At 36.2% G+C, this 19,748-nt stretch carries 16 protein-coding genes; 13 read left to right on the top strand and 3 right to left on the bottom strand.

The window, feature by feature from the left end; genetic code table 11:
• Positions 1 to 143 precede the first annotated feature (143 nt).
• From DYI03_RS05075 to DYI03_RS05060, 4 genes are all read left to right on the top strand, one after another.
• Positions 144 to 1,178, top strand: a complete 1,035-nt coding sequence (locus DYI03_RS05075; protein ID WP_004357350.1) for an OmpA family protein — start codon at positions 144 to 146, stop codon at positions 1,176 to 1,178.
• An 88-nt stretch (positions 1,179 to 1,266) separates the two neighbouring features.
• On the top strand, positions 1,267 to 2,040 hold the full coding sequence (locus DYI03_RS05070; RefSeq protein WP_021668527.1) for an acyl-[acyl-carrier-protein] thioesterase: 774 nt from the start codon (positions 1,267 to 1,269) through the stop codon (positions 2,038 to 2,040).
• Positions 2,041 to 2,135: 95 nt separating this feature from the next.
• Positions 2,136 to 4,151 carry a transketolase family protein gene (locus DYI03_RS05065; RefSeq protein WP_021668526.1) on the top strand — a complete coding sequence of 672 codons (2,016 nt, stop codon included), beginning with the start codon at positions 2,136 to 2,138 and terminating at the stop codon, positions 4,149 to 4,151.
• Between the two features lie 57 nt (positions 4,152 to 4,208).
• The gene (locus DYI03_RS05060) at positions 4,209 to 4,652 is read left to right on the top strand and encodes an RpiB/LacA/LacB family sugar-phosphate isomerase (RefSeq protein WP_021668525.1); all 444 of its coding nucleotides are present in this window, start codon (positions 4,209 to 4,211) and stop codon (positions 4,650 to 4,652) included.
• A gap of 181 nt (positions 4,653 to 4,833) precedes the next feature.
• On the opposite strand, the gene pyk is transcribed toward DYI03_RS05060, so the two are convergent.
• The 3 genes from pyk to dinB all read right to left on the bottom strand — a co-directional run bounded on the left by pyk (position 4,834) and on the right by dinB (position 8,933).
• Complete coding sequence (gene pyk, locus DYI03_RS05055) at positions 4,834 to 6,297, bottom strand: pyruvate kinase (RefSeq protein WP_021668524.1); 1,464 nt, start codon at positions 6,295 to 6,297, stop codon at positions 4,834 to 4,836.
• A 320-nt stretch (positions 6,298 to 6,617) separates the two neighbouring features.
• Positions 6,618 to 7,397 carry a biosynthetic peptidoglycan transglycosylase gene (locus tag DYI03_RS05045; RefSeq protein WP_021668523.1) on the bottom strand — a complete coding sequence of 260 codons (780 nt, stop codon included), beginning with the start codon at positions 7,395 to 7,397 and terminating at the stop codon, positions 6,618 to 6,620.
• 474 nt (positions 7,398 to 7,871) lie between these two features.
• Entirely contained in the window at positions 7,872 to 8,933 is a 1,062-nt protein-coding gene (gene dinB / locus DYI03_RS05040) for a DNA polymerase IV (protein WP_025064419.1), read from the bottom strand.
• 201 nt (positions 8,934 to 9,134) lie between these two features.
• On the opposite strand from dinB, the gene DYI03_RS05035 reads away from it, so the two are divergent.
• Genes DYI03_RS05035 through DYI03_RS04995 form a run of 9 tightly spaced genes read left to right on the top strand, consistent with a single transcriptional unit; the run spans position 9,135 to position 19,739 of the window.
• Positions 9,135 to 9,755 carry a sugar transferase gene (locus tag DYI03_RS05035; protein ID WP_025064420.1) on the top strand — a complete coding sequence of 207 codons (621 nt, stop codon included), beginning with the start codon at positions 9,135 to 9,137 and terminating at the stop codon, positions 9,753 to 9,755.
• 6 nt (positions 9,756 to 9,761) lie between these two features.
• A complete protein-coding gene (locus DYI03_RS05030) occupies positions 9,762 to 12,389 on the top strand; it encodes an SLBB domain-containing protein (protein WP_021668519.1) in 2,628 nt (875 codons plus the stop codon).
• A gap of 40 nt (positions 12,390 to 12,429) precedes the next feature.
• The gene (locus DYI03_RS05025) at positions 12,430 to 13,689 is read left to right on the top strand and encodes a Wzz/FepE/Etk N-terminal domain-containing protein (protein WP_021668518.1); all 1,260 of its coding nucleotides are present in this window, start codon (positions 12,430 to 12,432) and stop codon (positions 13,687 to 13,689) included.
• Position 13,690: 1 nt separating this feature from the next.
• A complete protein-coding gene (locus DYI03_RS05020; protein WP_021668517.1) occupies positions 13,691 to 14,653 on the top strand; it encodes a GumC domain-containing protein in 963 nt (320 codons plus the stop codon).
• Entirely contained in the window at positions 14,650 to 15,972 is a 1,323-nt protein-coding gene (locus tag DYI03_RS05015) for a lipopolysaccharide biosynthesis protein (RefSeq protein ID WP_021668516.1), read from the top strand. Before DYI03_RS05020 ends, DYI03_RS05015 begins: the two co-directional genes overlap by 4 nt.
• A 1-nt stretch (position 15,973) precedes the next feature.
• Positions 15,974 to 17,179, top strand: a complete 1,206-nt coding sequence (locus DYI03_RS05010) for an O-antigen polymerase (RefSeq protein ID WP_021668515.1) — start codon at positions 15,974 to 15,976, stop codon at positions 17,177 to 17,179.
• Positions 17,180 to 17,201: 22 nt separating this feature from the next.
• Entirely contained in the window at positions 17,202 to 18,056 is an 855-nt protein-coding gene (locus tag DYI03_RS05005; RefSeq protein ID WP_021668514.1) for a glycosyltransferase family protein, read from the top strand.
• Positions 18,053 to 18,922 carry a glycosyltransferase gene (locus DYI03_RS05000; protein ID WP_021668513.1) on the top strand — a complete coding sequence of 290 codons (870 nt, stop codon included), beginning with the start codon at positions 18,053 to 18,055 and terminating at the stop codon, positions 18,920 to 18,922. The genes DYI03_RS05005 and DYI03_RS05000 overlap by 4 nt, the downstream gene beginning before the upstream one ends.
• A complete protein-coding gene (locus DYI03_RS04995) occupies positions 18,894 to 19,739 on the top strand; it encodes a glycosyltransferase family 2 protein (RefSeq protein WP_021668512.1) in 846 nt (281 codons plus the stop codon). Before DYI03_RS05000 ends, DYI03_RS04995 begins: the two co-directional genes overlap by 29 nt.
• The last annotated feature ends 9 nt before the right edge of the window (positions 19,740 to 19,748 follow it).

Raw genomic sequence — 19,748 nt, 5'->3', positions numbered from 1 at the left:
GGGTAAAAAAGGCACAAAACACCCTCGATATGGCAGTTTTGTACATTTTTCTTTAAAAAAATTTGGTCATTTGCGTAATTTTTTATTACTTTGCAGTACTAAATATAGGTAATTATTTTTTAAGTATTAATAAATTCAGAGAAATGAAAAAGTTAGGTTTATTGTTAGCTGCCGCTACTATGGCAGTTTCAGTATCAGCACAAACTGTTGCAGAAAGCAAAACTTTCGACAACATTTATGTAGGTATTAATGGTGGTGTTGCAACAAAGACAACAGGACACAAGTGGTTGAGCGACCTCAACCCTAACGCAGGTCTTCGCATCGGTCGTTATTTTACACCAGTATTTGGTTTGGCTATTGAAAGCAATGCATACTTCTCAAACAAGCCATACGAATCTTTTGGAACAGCAGTTCGCTTCATCAACACTTCTTTGCTCGGTACAATTAACTTGAGCAATTGGTTTGGTGGTTACAAAGGTACTCCACGTAATTTCGAAGTAAGCGCAATCTATGGCATTGGTTGGGGTCACACTTTCAACAACAAAGGTTTTAAGAATTTGAATGTAGCAACATCTAAGGCTGGTCTTGACTTTGCTTTCAACTTTGGTTCTGACAAGCAATGGCAAGTATATGTTGAACCTTCTATTACGTATGCATTGAATGGTGATGGCTACGAAGGAATGGAATACAACATTAACAAATCAATGGTTCAATTGAATGCAGGTATCGTTTACAAGTTCAAGAACTCTAATGGTTCACACAACTTCACAATCGTTACTCCACGCGACCAAGCTGAAATTGATGCACTTAACGCACAAATCAACGAACTCCGTAACCGCAAGCCAGAAGTTATCACTAAGGAAGTTATCAAGGAAGTTCCAGCTGTTAAGGAATTCACAGTTTCTGACCTCGTATTCGTAACATTCGCTCAAGCTAAGTATAACCTTACAAACGAAGCTAAGGCTGCTCTTGACAATGTTAAGGAAGGTAGCCACGTACAAATCGTTGGTACAGCATCTCCAGAAGGTAACGCAGCATTCAACCAAACATTGTCTGAAAACCGTGCTAAGGTTGTTGCAGAATACCTCTCAGGTCGTGGCGTAATCGTTGACGAAGCTACAGGTAAGGGTGTACAAGGTACAACTTCTAATCGTCTTGCAGTAGTTTACGTTAAGTAAATAACAGCAAAAGAGTAATTTAAAATTACGATAAATAATATTCCTCGGTACGAAAGTGCCGAGGATTTTTTGTTTAGAATTTATTATTATGGGCAAACTTCCAAATATTGGGAAATATCCTTTTAGGGCAGAACCCTTTAGATGCGACTTCACGAAGCATCTTTTTATAGGAAATTTAGGAAATGACCTTCTGAATACAGCAGACTTTCATAGCAACGATAGAGGTTATGGCGTAATTTTTCTACAAAGCATTCATAAAACGTGGGTGCTAAGTAGATTAGCAATTGAATTAGAAAAAGTCCCTTACATATACGAAAAATTTAATATTGAAACTTGGGTTGATAGCGTTATGCGATTTTTCACAAGTCGCAATTTCAAAATTTCAAATGATGAAGGAACTATTTTTGGCTATGGGAAAAGTATTTGGGCAATGATAGATACTGACTCCCGACAACCTATTGATATATTAGAGATAAATAATGGAGTTATTTCTCAATATCTTGAAAAGGATTATTTTAATCCCATAGAGAAACTTTCTCGAGTAAAAATAAGCGAAAACTTACAATTAGTAAAAACTTTAGAACCCAAATTTTGCGATATTGATATCAACGGGCATGTAAATTCCATAAAATATATCGAGCATATATTCGACTTATTTCCACTCAAAATATTTCAGACAAAACGTGTAAAACGTTTAGAGATAGCTTATATCACAGAATCGCACATTGGTGAAGTTCTTCATTTCTATACCGATAAAGCGATAGAAACAGAGCAAAACGAAACAGCTATTCGTATTACCAAAGATTCAGAAGTAGGAGAAATAGAAGTTTGTAGGTCAAAAGTTGTATTTTGTGGAATATAAAAAGATTGACAAAAATTACTCCTTTTATTTTGCGCTATCCAAAGAATTTATTATATTTGCAAATAGAATAAACATATATTATTAATCTAAATTTTATGAACGACAACAAAGTTATGAACCGCGCAGCGGACAACATTAGAATCCTTGCTGCCTCCATGGTAGAAAAAGCTAAATCAGGTCACCCTGGTGGAGCGATGGGTGGAGCAGATTTTATTAATGTCCTTTTCTCAGAATATTTAATATTCGACCCAGCACAACCAAAATGGGCGGGACGCGATAGGTTCTTTCTTGACCCTGGACACATGTCGCCAATGTTGTATTCAGCATTAGCCTTACAAGGAAAATTTACAATAGACGAATTAAAGGATTTCCGTCAATGGGGTTCCCCTACTCCTGGACATCCTGAAAGAGATATCGAAAGAGGTATTGAAAATACTTCTGGTCCTTTAGGACAAGGACATAGCTTCGCTGCTGGAGCAGCTGTTGCAGAGAAATTCCTCGAAGCACGCTTAGGCAAAGAGGTTATGCAACACAAAATTTACGCCTATATTTCAGATGGTGGTATCCAAGAAGAAATCTCTCAAGGCGTTGGTCGCATTGCTGGAAATTTAGGTCTTAACAACCTTATCATGTTCTACGACTCTAACGACATTCAGCTTTCAACAGAGTGTGGAGTGGTCATGAACGAAGATACAGCGGCTAAATATAAAGCATGGGGTTGGAATGTTCTTACTTGCAATGGTAATGATGTTGATGAAATCCGTAAAGCATTAGATGAAGCCCTCACTGAAAAGGAACGTCCTACCCTTATTATAGGTAAAACCATTATGGGTAAGGGTGCGTTGCAAGAAGATGGTTCAAGCTACGAGCATAGCATTAAAACTCACGGAGCGCCTTTAGGTGGCAACGCTTATGCGAATACAATAAAGAATTTAGGTGGCGACCTGGACAATCCATTCAAAGTTTTCCCAGAAGTGGCAGAACTCTATGCTAAACGCTTAAAAGAATTGGAAGGAATCGTTGCTAAACGCCATGCTGAAGAAGACGCTTGGGCGAAAGCTAACCCTAAAAAGGCAAAATTATATCAAGAATGGTTCAGCGAAAAAGCGCCAAAAATTGATTGGAGCGCAGTAAATCAAAAGGCCGACTCAGCAACTCGTGCTGCGAGTGCAACTTGTTTAGGCGTTTTAGCCGAGCAAGTTCCAAACATGATATGTTCTTCTGCCGACCTTTCTAATTCAGATAAGACCGATGGTTTCTTAAAGAAGACAAAGAGTATCGTTCGTGGCGATTTCTCTGGTGCATTCTTCCAAGCTGGTGTAAGCGAATTAACCATGGCTTGTATGTGCATTGGTATGATGCTTCACGGCGGAGTTGTTACCGCAATGGGAACATTCTTCGTTTTCTCTGACTACATGAAACCTGCTGTTCGCCTTGCTGCATTGATGCAAGTTCCAGTTAAATTCATTTGGAGCCATGATGCTTTCCGTGTTGGTGAAGATGGTCCTACACACGAGCCAGTAGAGCAAGAAGCACAAATTCGCTTAATGGAGAAACTTCAAAACCACGCTGGTAAAGATTCTGTACGTGTATTCCGCCCTGCTGATGCTGAAGAAACAACTATTTGTTGGCAAATGGCAATGGAAAACATTGATACACCAACAGCAATGATTTTGTCTCGCCAAAATGTAACCAACCTTACCGCAGGTACTAAATACGAAGAAGCGCACAAGGGAGCTTACATCGTAGCAGGTTCTGACGAAAATTATGATGTTATCATGGTGGCAAGCGGTTCAGAAGTTTCAACATGTATTGCTGGAGCCGAACTTTTAAAAGCTGAAGGAATAAAAGTTAGAATTGTTAGCACACCTTCTGAAGGCTTATTCCGCACTCAATCGGCTGAATATCAAGAGAGCATACTCCCAAAGAATGCCAAAATATTTGGTCTAACCGCTGGTTTGCCTATTACACTTCAAGGTTTAGTAGGCGCAAATGGTACTGTATTTGGTTTGAATAGCTTTGGTTTTTCAGCTCCATACAAGGTACTTGACGAGAAACTGGGCTTTACCGCTCAGAATGTATATGAACAAGTTAAAGCATTTTTAGCATAATTAATAACCAAGCCTCACAGGCATTACGCCTGTGGGGCTCTTTAATACTTTACGCTTATGGAAATTAAAACAGTAGGTATTGCCTGCGACCACGCTGGCTACCCATTAAAGCAGTTTGTTATTCAGTATCTCGAAGAACATAAGCTCCCTTATAAGGACTTTGGTTGCAACAGTGATTTAAGTTGTGATTACCCTGATTATGCACACCCACTGGCAGAAGCTGTCGAAAAGAATGAAGTTTACCCTGCTATCGCTATCTGTGGAAGTGGCGAAGGTATGGCTATTACCCTCAATAAACACCAAGCAGTTAGAGCAGGATTGGCATGGAACAAAGAAGTTGCACAACTTATTCGCCAACACAACGATGCTAATGTTCTTGTAATGCCAGGACGTTTTGTAGATAATAAGACTGCAAAGGATATTATGGACGCATTCTTTAAGGCTTCATTTGAAGGTGGTCGTCATGAACGTCGCGTTCAGAAGATTGCTATTGAGAAATAATTTTGCCTCCTTTGAATATCAAAAACTAAAATCAAGTAAGTAACTTTTCTATTTTCGTTTCTGATGTTCACAACATAAAAAAAAGGCTTTCTCCTAAAAGAAAGTCTTTTTTTATATTGCCTTATTTACTCAATTCGACAAATCATTCTTATAAAAGATTTGTCTTAATCGTAAAGTTTTACTATTTTTCTTCTACATTTTCATTTTCCACATCACGCAAATGGAACTTGTAAGTATCTGCAAAAACTGCACTTACAGTATTTATTTCCAAGAAAGAAGTGCCACCTTCTTTGCCTCTCATACCTGAAAGATAAGCTATTTTATCGGTTGATTTTATAAAACCACGTTGGCGCAACATGCGCAAAGCAGCGGTAAATAATTCATGCTTTGATTTGTGCTGTTGCTGATAAATCGGGATTAATCCATAACTCAAGTTTAACCAACGTTGCAATTTTTCATGATAGCAGATTGCAAGTACAGGGTTAGGACCACGGAATGCTGCCAAATTTCTTGCAGTTTTACCCGTATCACCATCGGTTATAATGCCCTTAACACCCAATTGTTCAGTTGCTTCAATTGCACTCTTCGCTAAAAATTCACGTTGTCCCATTTCTGAGTTCAAAGGAATATCAATAAAACCGTCTCTATGCGCATCTTTTTCAGCACGTTCAGCAATTTTTGCCATTGTGCGACACGCTTCAATAGGATATTTTCCACTTGCAGTTTCACCACTCAACATCAAAGCGTCCGTGTAACTATAAATTGCATTTGCAATATCGGCAACCTCAGCACGAGTTGGTCGTGGGTTGTTAATCATTGTATGCAACATTTGGGTTGCGACAATTACAGGCTTGCGTTTGGCGATACATTTACGGATAATTCTGCGTTGGATACCTGGGATTTTTTCAATAGGAACCTCAATACCCAAATCGCCACGAGCAATCATAATACCATAAGAAGCATCAATAATTTCTTCAATGTTATCAACACCCTCTTGGTTTTCAATTTTTGAAATAATCTTTATATCCGAATGATGTGCATCGAGAATATCTTGTACCGCCTTAACATCTGCGGCAGAGCGAACAAAAGAGTGGGCAATGAAGTCAATATCAAGTTCGATTGCAAGCTCAATATTCTTTTTATCCTTTTCGGTTAATGCAGGCAAATCAATGTGAGCACCAGGAACATTTACACTTTTATGCGCCCCTAACTCTCCGTCATTGGTTACCTTTGTCAATAACATAGGACCTTCACTCTCAAAGACTTCCATATCCAAAGCCCCATCATCAAACAAAAGATGATTGCCAATTTTTATATCTTTTGCAATATCTTTATATGAAAGATTGACCATTTCACGAGTAGTTTCCACATCTGGGCGACCAAATATTTTCACGACATCACCAGCTTTATATTTTATAGGCTCAGCTACCGCTGTTGTACGAATTTCTGGACCTTTCGTATCGATGAGCAAAGCAATATGTGGCGACACTGCTCGCGTATTTTTTACTACTTTTCTTATCCCCTCTTCCGTGGCGTGTGCAGTATTCATGCGCACAACATTCATTCCTGAAAAAAACAGTGAGCGAAGAAAATCTACTTCACATCTAAAATCACTGATAGAACATACAATCTTAGTTTGCTTCATTATCTTTTGCTATTAAATTTTTAATTTGACATTGCCTTAAAGACAATATATAATATTGTGGACAATAGGATTATAATTCCAACAAAAATGAGAAAACCTATCACCATTTTCCTACCAAACTGATTCCCATGCACCGCTTTTTGTGGTTTCACTTTCTGCGCAGGTTCACTATTTTCAGTAGACATTAATGGCGCAGCAACGATATTTTCTTTCCCACAAAACGGACATTGACATTTTACTGTTTTTCCGTTTTCTGCCTGAACACCAAATCGTTGCGAACAATATTTGCAGTTTATCTGAAAGTATTGTATTCCCATTTTTTATCTTACATTATCAATTAATAATCGTCCTCCGAATTGTTTAATTCTTATAAGGCGTTGCTCTGTTTCACCATTTTGCGATAATCTGACTTTATACCAATCGTCCTCGTAATGAGAAACACGCAAATTGCGCAGCAACTCCTCCGAATTTTCCAAACCCGATAGTGTGCCGAAGAATCCCCACCATGCTGTTTGCTTATCCAAATCGTAGGCATTTTCATCATTACCATAGATTAATCGGCGGCAATTATCGGTTAAATATTGCTCATATTGGGTAACATCAGCGCCCGAAAGTACGGCATTTTCATAAAACGATTTCACAAAGTTACTAACTTTTTCCCACCGTTTTTCTTGCAATTTTTCTGCTGCAACTTTCTCAGCAACTTGTTTTCTTACCTGTTCAACTGAATCTCTATGATGCTGACGTTCAAGACGTTCTGTTTCTTGAACGTTTTGTCTGTACCAATAAAAAGCCATAAATCCTAAGCCATGCAAGGCTACAACCAGTATAATAAATAAGATTTTCAGCCCTTTTCCACGTTTCTTTTTAGGAACTTGGCGCAGTGTTTCTCCATTTTCTCGTACATGATTGTTAGCTTTTTTCTTCACGTTTTCAGGCACCGCTTCTATTATATCCCCTTTCGGCTTCACCTGTTCCTTTGGAATAAGAATAGCGAGTTTCTGCCCACAATGTGGACAAACAGAAGCAGTCTTCAGTACATTGTCTACTGTAATTCTAAACTTCCCACCGCATTTCTTACAAGTTACTTGATAGAGCATTCTTTATTTTTCTGCAAATTTAATACTTTTCTTTCGTATTATGAAATTTTTTCAACAGTTAGGCAAAACAAATTACGTCATAGCATATAAATTTAATTTTACATAAATAGCGAAAAGATTGTGAATAGGTGCTTTAAAAATCAAAAGAGCCGCTTTTTGTATTCAAAACAATGGGTTTTGAGTTGCAAAATAGGCTGTTTTAAAATTCAATACTTTTTCCTGCACAATACATACGCTACTTTGTTAGAAAAATAGCTATAAAATTCATGACAACAACACATTTTGTTTTCAATAACGCTATCTAATGCGCTTGATTGCGCTATCAAGAACGTTCCATAGCGCGACTAAAAAGAGTTTGATTAGTAATGGAAAAACATTTTCGAAAAGATATTATTTTTGTGGAAATACATATTACCCAATCCGAATAATAAAATGTATATTCTTGCAATATAAAACAATATCTGTTCCATCTTTTCACTTTGCAAAATTCAAGAATCCTTCATGCCATTTCCCTTCCATTTCGCCACTCACCGATAAGCCTATTAAACGGATTGGACGATGCTTATATTCTGTCTGTTTTAGTAAGTTTTTAGCCAATGGAAGTATATCATCTTTCGACCGCAGAATATGGTCGGTAGTAACACTTCGACTTATCTGACTTGTTGCACTCCATTTAATTTTCAGGGTGAGTGTTCTACCTTCAAATTTACTTTTACTTAATCTTTTAACAAGTTCTATTACAATATGATACAATTCTATTAAAATTTTTATTTCACCCGTAATATCTTCCATAAAAGTTTGTTCACAACCAACAGATTTCCGTTCTCTATAAGCCTCAACAGGACGTTCGTCAATGCCACGAGAGAAATTGTAAAACACTGCGCCCATTTTTCCAAAGACTTGTGTTAAATGTGCCAACGAAACTTGACGCAATTGCTTACCTGTAAAGATTCCCATTTGATGCATTGTTTCGGCAGTTTTATGCCCCACACCCCAAAATTTTTCAATCGGGAGTTCTGCAATAAAATTCAAAGATTTCTCTGGGTGAACGATAAATATACCATTTGGCTTTCTGTAATCAGAGGCGATTTTTGCCAAAAATTTATTATAACTTACCCCTGCCGATGCTGTCAATCCTGTTTCTGCAAAGATTTCTTCTTTAATTTTCAAAGCTACATCTTTGGCTAAGACAATATTGGCTCTATTTTCGGAAACATCTAAGAACGCTTCATCTAACGAAATGGGTTCTACCAAATCGGTGTAACGATGAAAAATTTCATGAACCTGCCTTGAAACTTTCTTATATTTTTCAAAATGTGGCGCTACAATCAACAAATTAGGACATCGTTTTAAGGCTTGCGACAAAGGCATAGCTGACCGAACTCCATACTTTCGAGCCTCGTAACTTGCCGTTGTTACAACACTTCGTGGGTGGTCATGACAAACTACTAAAGGTTTACCTATCAAACTCTTATCATCTCTTTGCTCAACCGAAGCAAAGAAGGCGTCCATATCTATGTGAATGATTTTGCGCAAAATAAGATTAATTTTCTCTTGCAAAGATAAACAAAATCACAATTATTTAAGAAAAAAAGCATTACCTTTGCAACAAATTTGACAAAATGGAGTTATTAAAGAAGTTAATAGTTGAAAATCTATGTACTGTTCAGCAAAGTTCCACAAAGTAGAGCTTTAAAAAACTCCTAAACAATGATGATTACAACATACGAACAAGCAATGAGTGCGACTGAACATCATGATGCCATGGGCGAAATACAAAAGTGGCTGAAGCGAGCCATTGATTTCACCACGGCAGCTATTGGATTAGTGCTGCTTTCACCCATATTTGCTATCATTTTATTGCTCATGAAGAAGCAGGGAAATGGTTCAATTTTCTTTCGTCAAGAGAGGATAGGCTACCAAGGACGCCCATTCATTATTCTCAAATTCCGCACAATGAGTAGTGTTGTAGAAGAAGAAGGTCCCCAATTAGTAGCGAAGCCAAATGGCTGTAACTCAACCAAATTAGAGCGATTCTTAAGAAATCATCACTTAGATGAATTGCCCCAACTATGGAACGTATTGAAAGGTGATATGTCGTTGGTGGGACCAAGACCAGAACGAAAATACTTCATTGACAAAATCATGGAGCATACCGACCTCTACCCTATTCTCTACCAAATGCGTCCAGGGCTTACATCAGAGGCAACACTTTACAATGGATACACTGACACAATGGAAAAAATGTTGCGTCGTCTCAATATGGACATCGCATACTTAGATAAACGTTCGCTTTGGCTTGACTTCAAAATCGTAACGAAAACTTTTATTAATATTATAACGGGAAAGAAATTTTAAAACAATATGAAAAGATACATTCTTTTACTCTTTGTTATGCTAAGTGCTCTAAGCGTTTATGCACAATCGGGTATGACCGATACGCAGGTTATGGAGTTTATTGTAAAAGAGCATAACAAGGGAACATCGCAGACACAGATTGTTACAAAACTGATGCAAAACGGTGTAGACATTTCTCAAATTAGAAGAGTTAGAGATACATACGAGAAGATGAAGAAAGGCAACTCTTCATTAGGTGCTGCATCAAGCAAGGAAAGCAATACCGAGCGAAGTAGGAAAAACAACGGACAGCAACGTCCGGGAATGAACAAAAAGAAGATTGCAAAAAAGACTATGCAAGACTACGAAGACTCGGAAAATGAAGCCAACAAATATTCAAACAAGCGATTGGATTCTGAATCTGATTACCCAAACACATACGATGAAGAAGACGGAGATTTCCTTTTAATACAAGAGGAAATGAACGATTGGTTGCCACAAGACACTGCCACAATGTATAAGAACCTTGTGAAGCAGATGAAGAAAAAGAAGAAACAAGTTTGGGGACGCAATATTTTCAACAACAAGAACTTGTCGTTCGAACCTAATATGAATATGGCACTCCCTGCAAACTATCGTTTGGGACCAGGCGATGCTGTGTTTATCGATATTTATGGAGCATCGCAAAAGTCGTATGAAACAACGGTTGCACCAGATGGAATTGTTACATTAGACGGTTTCGGACCTATCCAAGTGAGTGGGCTCACCGTAAAGCAAGCCAATGAAAGAATCAGGGCAAAATTAGGCAAACGATATAGCAATTCCAAGATTAGACTTTCAGTAGGACAAACCCACACCATAATGGTGAATGTGGTAGGCGAAGTAAAAGCACCAGGAACTTACACGCTATCAGCTTTCACAACCGTGTTCAATGCATTATATATGGCAGGAGGTATCACCGACCTTGGTACACTCCGTAATATTAAGGTTTACAGGCAGGGACGTCTTATCAGCACAGTCGATGTTTACGATTTCTTGAAACGTGGGAAACTAACGGGCAACGTTCGATTGGCAGACAATGACGTTATTGCCGTTGATGCCTACGAAGTACTTGTAAATGTTAGTGGCAAGGTGAAACGCCCAATGTATTATGAAATGAAGCGTAACGAAAGTCTTGGCGCACTCATCAACTATGCAGGTGGTTTTGCTGGCGATGCCTACACGAAATCTGTTCGTGTAAGAAGAAAAACAGGTCGCCAATACTCTATATATAATGTAAACGAGTTCGATATGAACCGTTTTAGACTTTCTGATGAAGACTCTATCAGCGTTGATTCTGTTATACCACGCTACGAGAATATGGTGGAAATAAAAGGAGCCGTATTCCGTCCTGGTATGTACGAAGTAGGCGGACAGATTAACAGTGTACGTGCATTGGTAGAAGCAGCAGAAGGTCTTACAGAAGTAGCCTTCGGGCCGCACGCTGTAATGCACCGTATGAAAGCAGACCGCACACTGGAAGTAGTTTCAGTAGATGTAGAAGGCATTTTACTTGGAAAGGTTGCCGACATTCCTTTACAGAATGAGGACGTACTGTTTGTGCCGACGCGAACCGACGTACAAGAAGAGCAGATACTAACCATTTATGGAGAAGTGCAATACCCTGGCAAGTATAAATATGCCGATAACGAAACACTTGAAGACTTCATTTTGCAGGCAGGTGGATTAAAACAAACAGCATCTACGGTAAGAGTTGATGTTTCGAGAAGATTTGTGAATCCACAGGCAACGGCATCTGACTCTATCATTGCTCAAAGTTTCACATTCAGTTTGAAAGACGGTTTTGTCATTGATGGACAACCAGGGTTTATCCTTGCACCTTTCGACCAAGTATTTGTACGCAAGAGCCCTGGTACAACAAAACAACAGAATGTAAGCATTGAAGGTGAAGTACTGTTTGAAGGAAACTACTCGCTTACAGGTCGCAACACTCGCTTGACAGACATATTCAAAGCTGCAGGTGGTGCAACAGACTTAGCTTATATACAAGGAGCAAGATTGGAACGCAAACCTAACAAGATAGAGAAAATGCGTATGGAGGCTGTTTATAAGATGCAGATGGAACAGGAAAACAAGAGTTTCCTTGACCTTGCTGCGAAAAGTTCGAATGCAGCAGGCATTCTTCAGGCTTCACAACAAACGCAAGATTCACTGCTGAAGAAGTTTGAAATTCCAGAAAGCTACCCTGTTGGAATTGAATTAGACAAGGCATTGGCAGCACCAGGCAGCGATGCTGACCTTATTCTTCGAGAGGGCGACCGCATTATCATTCCACAATACAATGGTACTGTGAAAATCAATGGTGCAGTAATGTATCCAAACACAGTAAGCTACCGTGAAGGTAAAAACGTAGCCTATTACATTGACCAAGCAGGTGGTTTCTCTTCTGACGCAAAGAAAAGCCGCACCTATATATTATATATGAATGGTACACTTGCAAAAGTTGGACACAATGCTAAGGTTCGACCTGGTTGCGAAATCATTGTCCCAAGCAAGTCGCGCGCTAAGATGAGCCTTGCTGAACTCATGACCATCGGTTCAAGTACATCAAGTATGGCCGCCGTGCTGGCTACACTTGCCAACATCTTGAAATAAGAAAAATAGGCGGTACAAATATTACAAGATAAAATAGATTATGCAAAAAAATATTTGGCAAATGCTAAAGTGGTTGAAAGATAAAACAACAAAAAAAGATAAAAATAATTTGTCATCATCTGATAATAACAATGATGACAAATTAGAAAATAACGATAATATAGAAGATTCTCAAAACGAAACTGTTTGTGAAAATAAACAAGAAAAAGAGAAAGCAGAAGAATATACTGTGAGAAAGAAAAAGCACATAGAATTTGATTTATTTGGATTCTTTTTGGTTCTAAAGAAACGCTGGTGGGTAGTTGGAATCTTTACCTTAGTGTTTGGAACTTTTGGTGTTTGGGTTGCTTTTCAAATACCTCGCATTTATAAGGCAAACATTTTATTAGCCCCTGAAACGGCTAATAATAGTATGCTTTCAAACGTTTCTTCATTAGCAGCAATGGTTGGTCTTTATAATGATGCTAACCCAACGGGCGATGCAATTTATCCAGAAATTTACCCAGAGCTAATGAGTTCAAACGACTTTTTAGTTAATCTTTTTGACATAAAAGTTACAACACTCGACAAAAAGACCCAAACAACGTATTATGACTATCTTACCAACCATCAAGAAGAAACATGGTGGGGCAAAAAAATGAAAGTCTTTTCTGATTATATCAAAAAGAATTTCATGCAAAAAAATCAAATTACTCGTGGCGATTCTGTTCATGTAAACCCATTTGAACTGACAGAGAAACAGTCTTCAATAGTCAAATCAATGAGGGAAGACATTTTATGTTCAGTTGATAAAAAAACAAATATTATCAATATTGAAATTACAGCGCAAGACCCACTCGTAGCTGCAACAATGGCTGACTCTGTGAAAAATAAATTGCAAAAATCTATTACAAAGTATAAAACATCGAAAGCGAGAAACGATTTAAAATACATGGAGGGACTTTTTGCAAGTGCAAAAGCTGATTACGAGAAAGCAAGAAGAAAATATGCAGCGTATTGCGATGCAAACCAAGAGGCTATATTAGAATCTATCCGTTCTGAACAAGAAAATTTAGAAAACGATATGCAGTTGAAGTATAACATTTACACGCAACTCGTACAACAATTGCAAATGGCAAGAGCAAAACTTCAAGAAAAAGTACCAGCATTTACAGTTGTTCAATCGGCTTCTGTTCCTATAAAACATAGCAATACACCAAAAATTTATATTTTAGCGGTCTTTTTATTCATCGGTTGGATTATTTGCTCTACACTCTTAATTATAAAATATAGAAAAGAGATTCTTATTATAAGAAGTTAAAATGACAAAGAAGAAAGGAGAAGTTACTGTAAAAGAGATATGTGCCAAAAATAAATATAAATTTTTGGTATCAATCTTCATAGCTGTTATAGGAGCTTTTCTTTTCACTAATTCTATTCCAACACTCTATGATGCGCAAAAAAAGATTTCTATTGATGCCTCTGAAGATAAGGTTTTCAAAAGAGTAGATGCGCTTTCAATGGTTACGCAAAAGTTAGGACTCAAAGAAGGAAACGTAACAACAGAACCTATTATTTATAGAAAAATTTTAGAATCACCTTCTTTCCTTAATAGCCTTGCGGATATTACTATTTTAAAAAAAGGAGAAACATATTCAACACCATGGAGCGAATATCTACAAAAAGATTTTGTTCAACCATGGTGGAGCAAATATACTGGAAAGAAAAATATAAAAGAATTATTAAGAGAAAATGTAAAATGCGAAGTTAATTTGCATAATGGCATTATTACTTTGCAAACATCTGCACAAGAACCTTTTATCGCTTATCAACTTCTTGACTCTGTAGAACAACGATTGCAACAACATCTTACAAAATACTCCTTCGACAAGGCAAAAATTGATGTTGATAATAGAAAACAAGAATTGAATAACTCAAAAGAGCTATATGAAAAGGCAATGAGTAAATTGAATAAATTTCTTGATGCGAATAAAGATGTTGCCTTAGGTTCATTTAAAATAGAAGGAAACGCATTACAAAAAGAAGCTGATAAAGCATTGGCTAAATACAATCAAGCCATTCAGCAATATCAAATGGCAAAAATGCGATTACAACGTACTAAACCATATTTCATAACATTGGTTTCAAGCGAAATACCAAAAACTCCATCGCACCCAAAACTGCTGATTAATATACTGATATGGGTATTTTATGCCGTATTAGGAACTTTTTGGTGGGTAATGATAGGATATAAAATGAAAATAAGAAAGGAAAGAGTACCATGAATTCTGAATTAAGGACATCACGTTTAAAAAAGAATATTCTCTTTTCATTTTTAATTAAAGGTTGGGCTGGCATCATACAATTGTTATTAGTCCCAATCACTTTATTTTGCTTGGGTAATTACGAAAATGGAATATGGATGACTATCAGTTCTATTCTTATTTGGATAGATTCGTTAGACATTGGATTGGGCAATGGATTGAGAAATACTTTATCTGCTCAAATTGCTAACAATGAAATAGAAAAAGCAAGGGAAAGTGTTTCCTCTACTTTTTTTATGTTGGCTTTAATAATAATTCCAATTTGCATTCTATTAATACTTGCAATCAATTTCTTAGATGTTTATACATTGCTGAATATTGAGGAAAGCAAAGTTCCAAATCTTATTTCGGTACTCAGTTTATCAATAGCAATTGTAAGTGCAACTTTCATCTTTAAATTTATAGGGAATGTTTATTTGGCATTGCAGCTCCCAGCAGTAAATAATCTTTTAGTTGTAAGTGGACAAACTTTAACTTTGATTGGAATTTATATGCTGAATATTTTGAATATACACTCGCTAATGTTGGTGGCTTTATGTTATACGGCAGCACCGTTGATTGTCTTTCTCATAGCCTACCCTATTACTTTTGGACATTATTATCCAAATTTAAAACCCAATATTCAATACTTTAATAAATTTGCAATAGCGAATTTATTTAATATTGGCATGAAGTTTTTTATTTTACAAGTAGCAGGAGTTATCCTGTTTGCATCATCAAATGCCTTAATTTCGTATTTTTTCACTCCAGAAAAAGTAACTCTTTATGGCATAGCATACAGATATTTTTCAATTACAATGCTCTTATTCACTGTTATAGCTGCACCTTTTTGGAGTGCAACAACAGACGCTTATACACGTAAAGATTTTGATTGGATAAAAAAATCGATGCGTAAACTACACTTTTTGCTCATCAGTTTATTCATCATACTTGCCTTTATGATTATTTTCTCTGACCCAATTTATCATCTTTGGGTTGGAAAGAGTATAAATATCTCATTAGAATTATCTGCTTCAATGGCACTCTATATGTTTATTATCATTTGCAGCCTTTGTTATTCTTACATTTTAAATGGAATAGGTGCTTTGAAAATTCAGCTCATTTTTACCATCGGAGCAGCTTTGGCATATTTTCCAATTGCATACGGACTTTCAAAATTACTTGGAGTATGCGGAATTGTTCTTGCATTATCGATAGTAAATTTACCTGGCGCAATTGCAAACAGAGTGCAATATAGTAAAATTATGAACGGAACAGCTAAAGGAATTTGGAGAAAATAAAATGGTAGAACTCACAATTATTTTTCTTGGATTACTCTTGTTGGCTTTTGGAGTATTGAAAATTGGCGATATTTTTTCACCATGGTTCATAACAACAGGTATTTGGTTCTTCATTGTCGTGTTCTTCCAAATTTCATCAGGACTACTTTATCCTTTACAAGACCGCTTTTACATTTGCTTATCACTTTGGGTTCCTATCATGTGTTTTACGGGAATCATGACTTATTATGCTTTACCGAGTGTCAAATCCGAAATAGAACCAATAAGGAATGAACTTGAAATACATAAAACAATTTTCTTGATATTCTTTATAATCTCTATGATTTGTACGCCTTTGTACATTTATAAAATATATAAAGTGGTCATCATGTTCGGAACGCAAGACCTGTTATTTAATTTAAGAATTTTAGCAGGAGCAGAAGATGAAGACCCTTTAGCTAAGCTACTTAAATACATTAATGCAGTAAATCAAGCTCTTTATATTATAGCTATTTGGCGTTATCCTAAAATTAGCAAAACACAATTAACGCTTATAATTATAGCCAACTTTATGTGTGCCATTGCTATCATGGAGAAAGGTGCTTTATTCTTCATGCTTTTCACAACGCTTTTTACTCTTTATCAAAAGGAAAAAATAAAGATGCGTTCTATTTTACTATGGGGAGTCGTTATAATATTTGTTTTTTATGGCATAAATATCCTTCGTCGTTCTGCAGATGCAAAGGTATCTGATAATTCTACATTATTAGATTTTATTGCCATGTATATTCTTTCACCACCCGTGGCTTTTGAGCAAGTACAAGAAAAATTAACACCTCAATTTGGTTCACGCACATTTGCTTTCTTTTATGCAGTTGCTTCCAAACTTGGCTTTGGAAAGTTTGTGATAGAACCTAAATTACAAGAATTTGTATATGTGCCTATCCAAACAAACGTTTACACTGTATTTCAACCTTTTTTCCAAGATTTTGGTTACAAAGGAGTTGCTTTCTTTGCCTCAATTTATGGAACTTTCACAGGTTGGTTGTACAAACAAGCAAAAAATGGAGGAGCCATTTCAAAATGTATGTACACATATATTGTCGAAATTCTAATACTGCAGTTTTTTCAAGAAAACCTCATATTAAGTCTTTCGCTACTCTTCCAATACTTGATAGTCTTTACATTTATCTTACAAAAGAAGATAAAATTTGTAGTAAGAGCGTAATCTTCAAAAGGATATTTACAAGATGAATATATTTGTCATAATCGTACTTTACAACCCAACTGAAGAAGATTTGCAACATACCAAACATGTAGCAGAAATCGAAGCAGGATTTATTATAGATAATTCCGAAAAAGCATCACTTCCTAACAAAATAGGCAAGATGAATTATATCTGTAATAAAAAGAATTTAGGCATTGCGGAGGCACAAAATATTGCATTACAAAAGATTATCTCAGAAGATTCCGAATCGTATGTTGTGTTTTTCGACCAAGATTCAAGGTTTATTCCAACCTATGCAAAAGATATTGTTGCCGAATACATCAAAATAAAAAAAGAAATTCCCAATTTAGGTTTATTGGGACCAACCGTATTGAATAAAGAAACAGGAAAAGAATATAAATCAGCATTCCATAATGATGCTGAAAATATAAATAATTTTATTCCTCGCCGTGATGTTATTTCTTCAGGAAGTTGTGTTGATATAGATACATTAAAAAAGGTAGGGTTAAACGATTCAGCACTCTTCATTGATTTTGTAGACTTTGAGTGGTGCTGGCGTGCCCAAAAATTAGGCTTTATTTGTGGCATAACCGCTAATATTTGCATTGAACATAAAGTTGGTTCTAATGAAATTTCAATTGGAAATCACCATGTTATCATATCTTCTCCCATTAGAGAATATTATTCTTACCGAAATTATCAATGGCTGATAAGACGAAATTATGTGCCGCTTCAATGGAAAATAGCGCAAGGAGTTAAGCAATTCTTACGTTTTCTCTATTTCCCATTTGTTGTAAAAAATGGTAGAAAACATTGTAAATACATGATATTGGGCTTTAAAGATGGTATTTTAAGCCGACAAAAAATTGCACAATGAAAATAGGAGCATTAGTAATACTTTATAATCCGACAGAAGAAAACATTACCAATATTGTCAATTGTTTAGAAAAACAAGTTGATAAAATATGTATGGTTGATAATTCTGACAAAGATAATTCTCATTTATTAAGTATAGATGAGAAGATTATTTATTTTCCATTATGCCAAAATGTAGGCATTGCAGGAGCCCAAAATAAAGGAATAAAATATTTCATCGAACACCATTTCGATTATATTATTTCATGCGACCAAGACACAACCATAGGACAAGATGTTGTTAAAAGATTATTATCAACCACTTTACAACTTAAAAGCCAAAATATCAATGTTGGAGCAGTTGCCCCTATTGGTATTGACCATAACACCCAAAAGCCATTAAGTTATTCAACACCAAAAATAAAAGATATAACCGTTGGCAATTTAAGCCTCATGGAAGTTTATCACACGATGAACTCTATGTCGCTTATTAGTGTTGATTTATTTAAAAAAATAGGACTAATGGACGAAACTTTATTCATAGATGGCGTTGATTGCGAATGGTGCTGGAGAGCCAAACACCTTTTGAGCGCGCGTTTCTTCTACGACTATAACATTAAGATGAACCACACTTTGGGCATATCTACCAAAAAAATAGGAGGACGAGAAATCCACATAACACCATCATTTAGAATGTACTATCAATATCGAAATTTTATATGGCTTGCGCAAAGGAACTACACGCCCAAAAGGTGGATAATAAGAAATGGTATTAAATACATTTTTAAATTTTTTTATTATACAATAAAAAGTACTAACCGCCGTTCTTATATTAAAAACATTCTAAAAGGAATACGTGATGGAATATCAAGTCAAACAAAAAATTAAATTTTCTGTTTTAATGTCTGTCTATGCCAAGGAAAATCCAGAATGGTTGCGCCTTAGCTTAGATAGTGTATTTCATCAAACCCTTCCTCCTAATGAGGTTGTTCTTATAGAAGATGGACCTATTACGAAAGCACTTTCAGATGTTATAGAAGAGTTTAAATCCAAATACCATACACTTAAAGTTTTTCCACAAAAAGAAAACAAAGGTCTTGGGACAGCTCTTAATATTGGTTTGCAACATTGCTCCTACGAATTAGTAGCTCGTATGGACACAGACGACATTTGTCGTCCCAATAGATTTGAAAAACAAATAGAACTTTTTGAAAAAGATGCCGACTTAGATATTTGCAGTTCGCTAATAGATGAATTTGAAGGTAACATAAAAAATATTCGCTCTCAACGTCTATTACCTGAACATCATGAAGATATTATAAAATATGCCCACCAACGTTGTCCTGTAAACCACCCCACTGTAGTTTACAAAAAAAGCAAAGTTCTTGCAGCAGACGGCTATCAAGGATTTCCCGAAGACTATATCTTATGGATAAACATGATTATGAATGGTTGTAAATTTTATAACTTGCAAGAAAGTTTGCTATGGTTTCGGTTTTCTTACGATGTTTATCGAAGAAGAGGCGGCTGGAAATATGCAAAAAACGATATAAAAGCACAATGGAATTTCTATAAAATGGGGTTCACTTCATTTTCAGAATTTCTCACAAATGCTATTATAAGAGGAATTGTCCGCTTAGTTCCCAATTCACTTCGAGTTTTTACTTACAAATACCTTTTAAGAAAAAAATATGACAGAACTTAGACATTTACA

This window comes from Prevotella disiens, from assembly GCF_900454955.1.
In the GTDB taxonomy this organism is placed as follows: Bacteria; Bacteroidota; Bacteroidia; order Bacteroidales; family Bacteroidaceae; genus Prevotella; species Prevotella disiens.
Note: the sequence above shows the minus strand (reverse complement) of the source record. Positions and strands in the feature narration are given on the sequence as shown.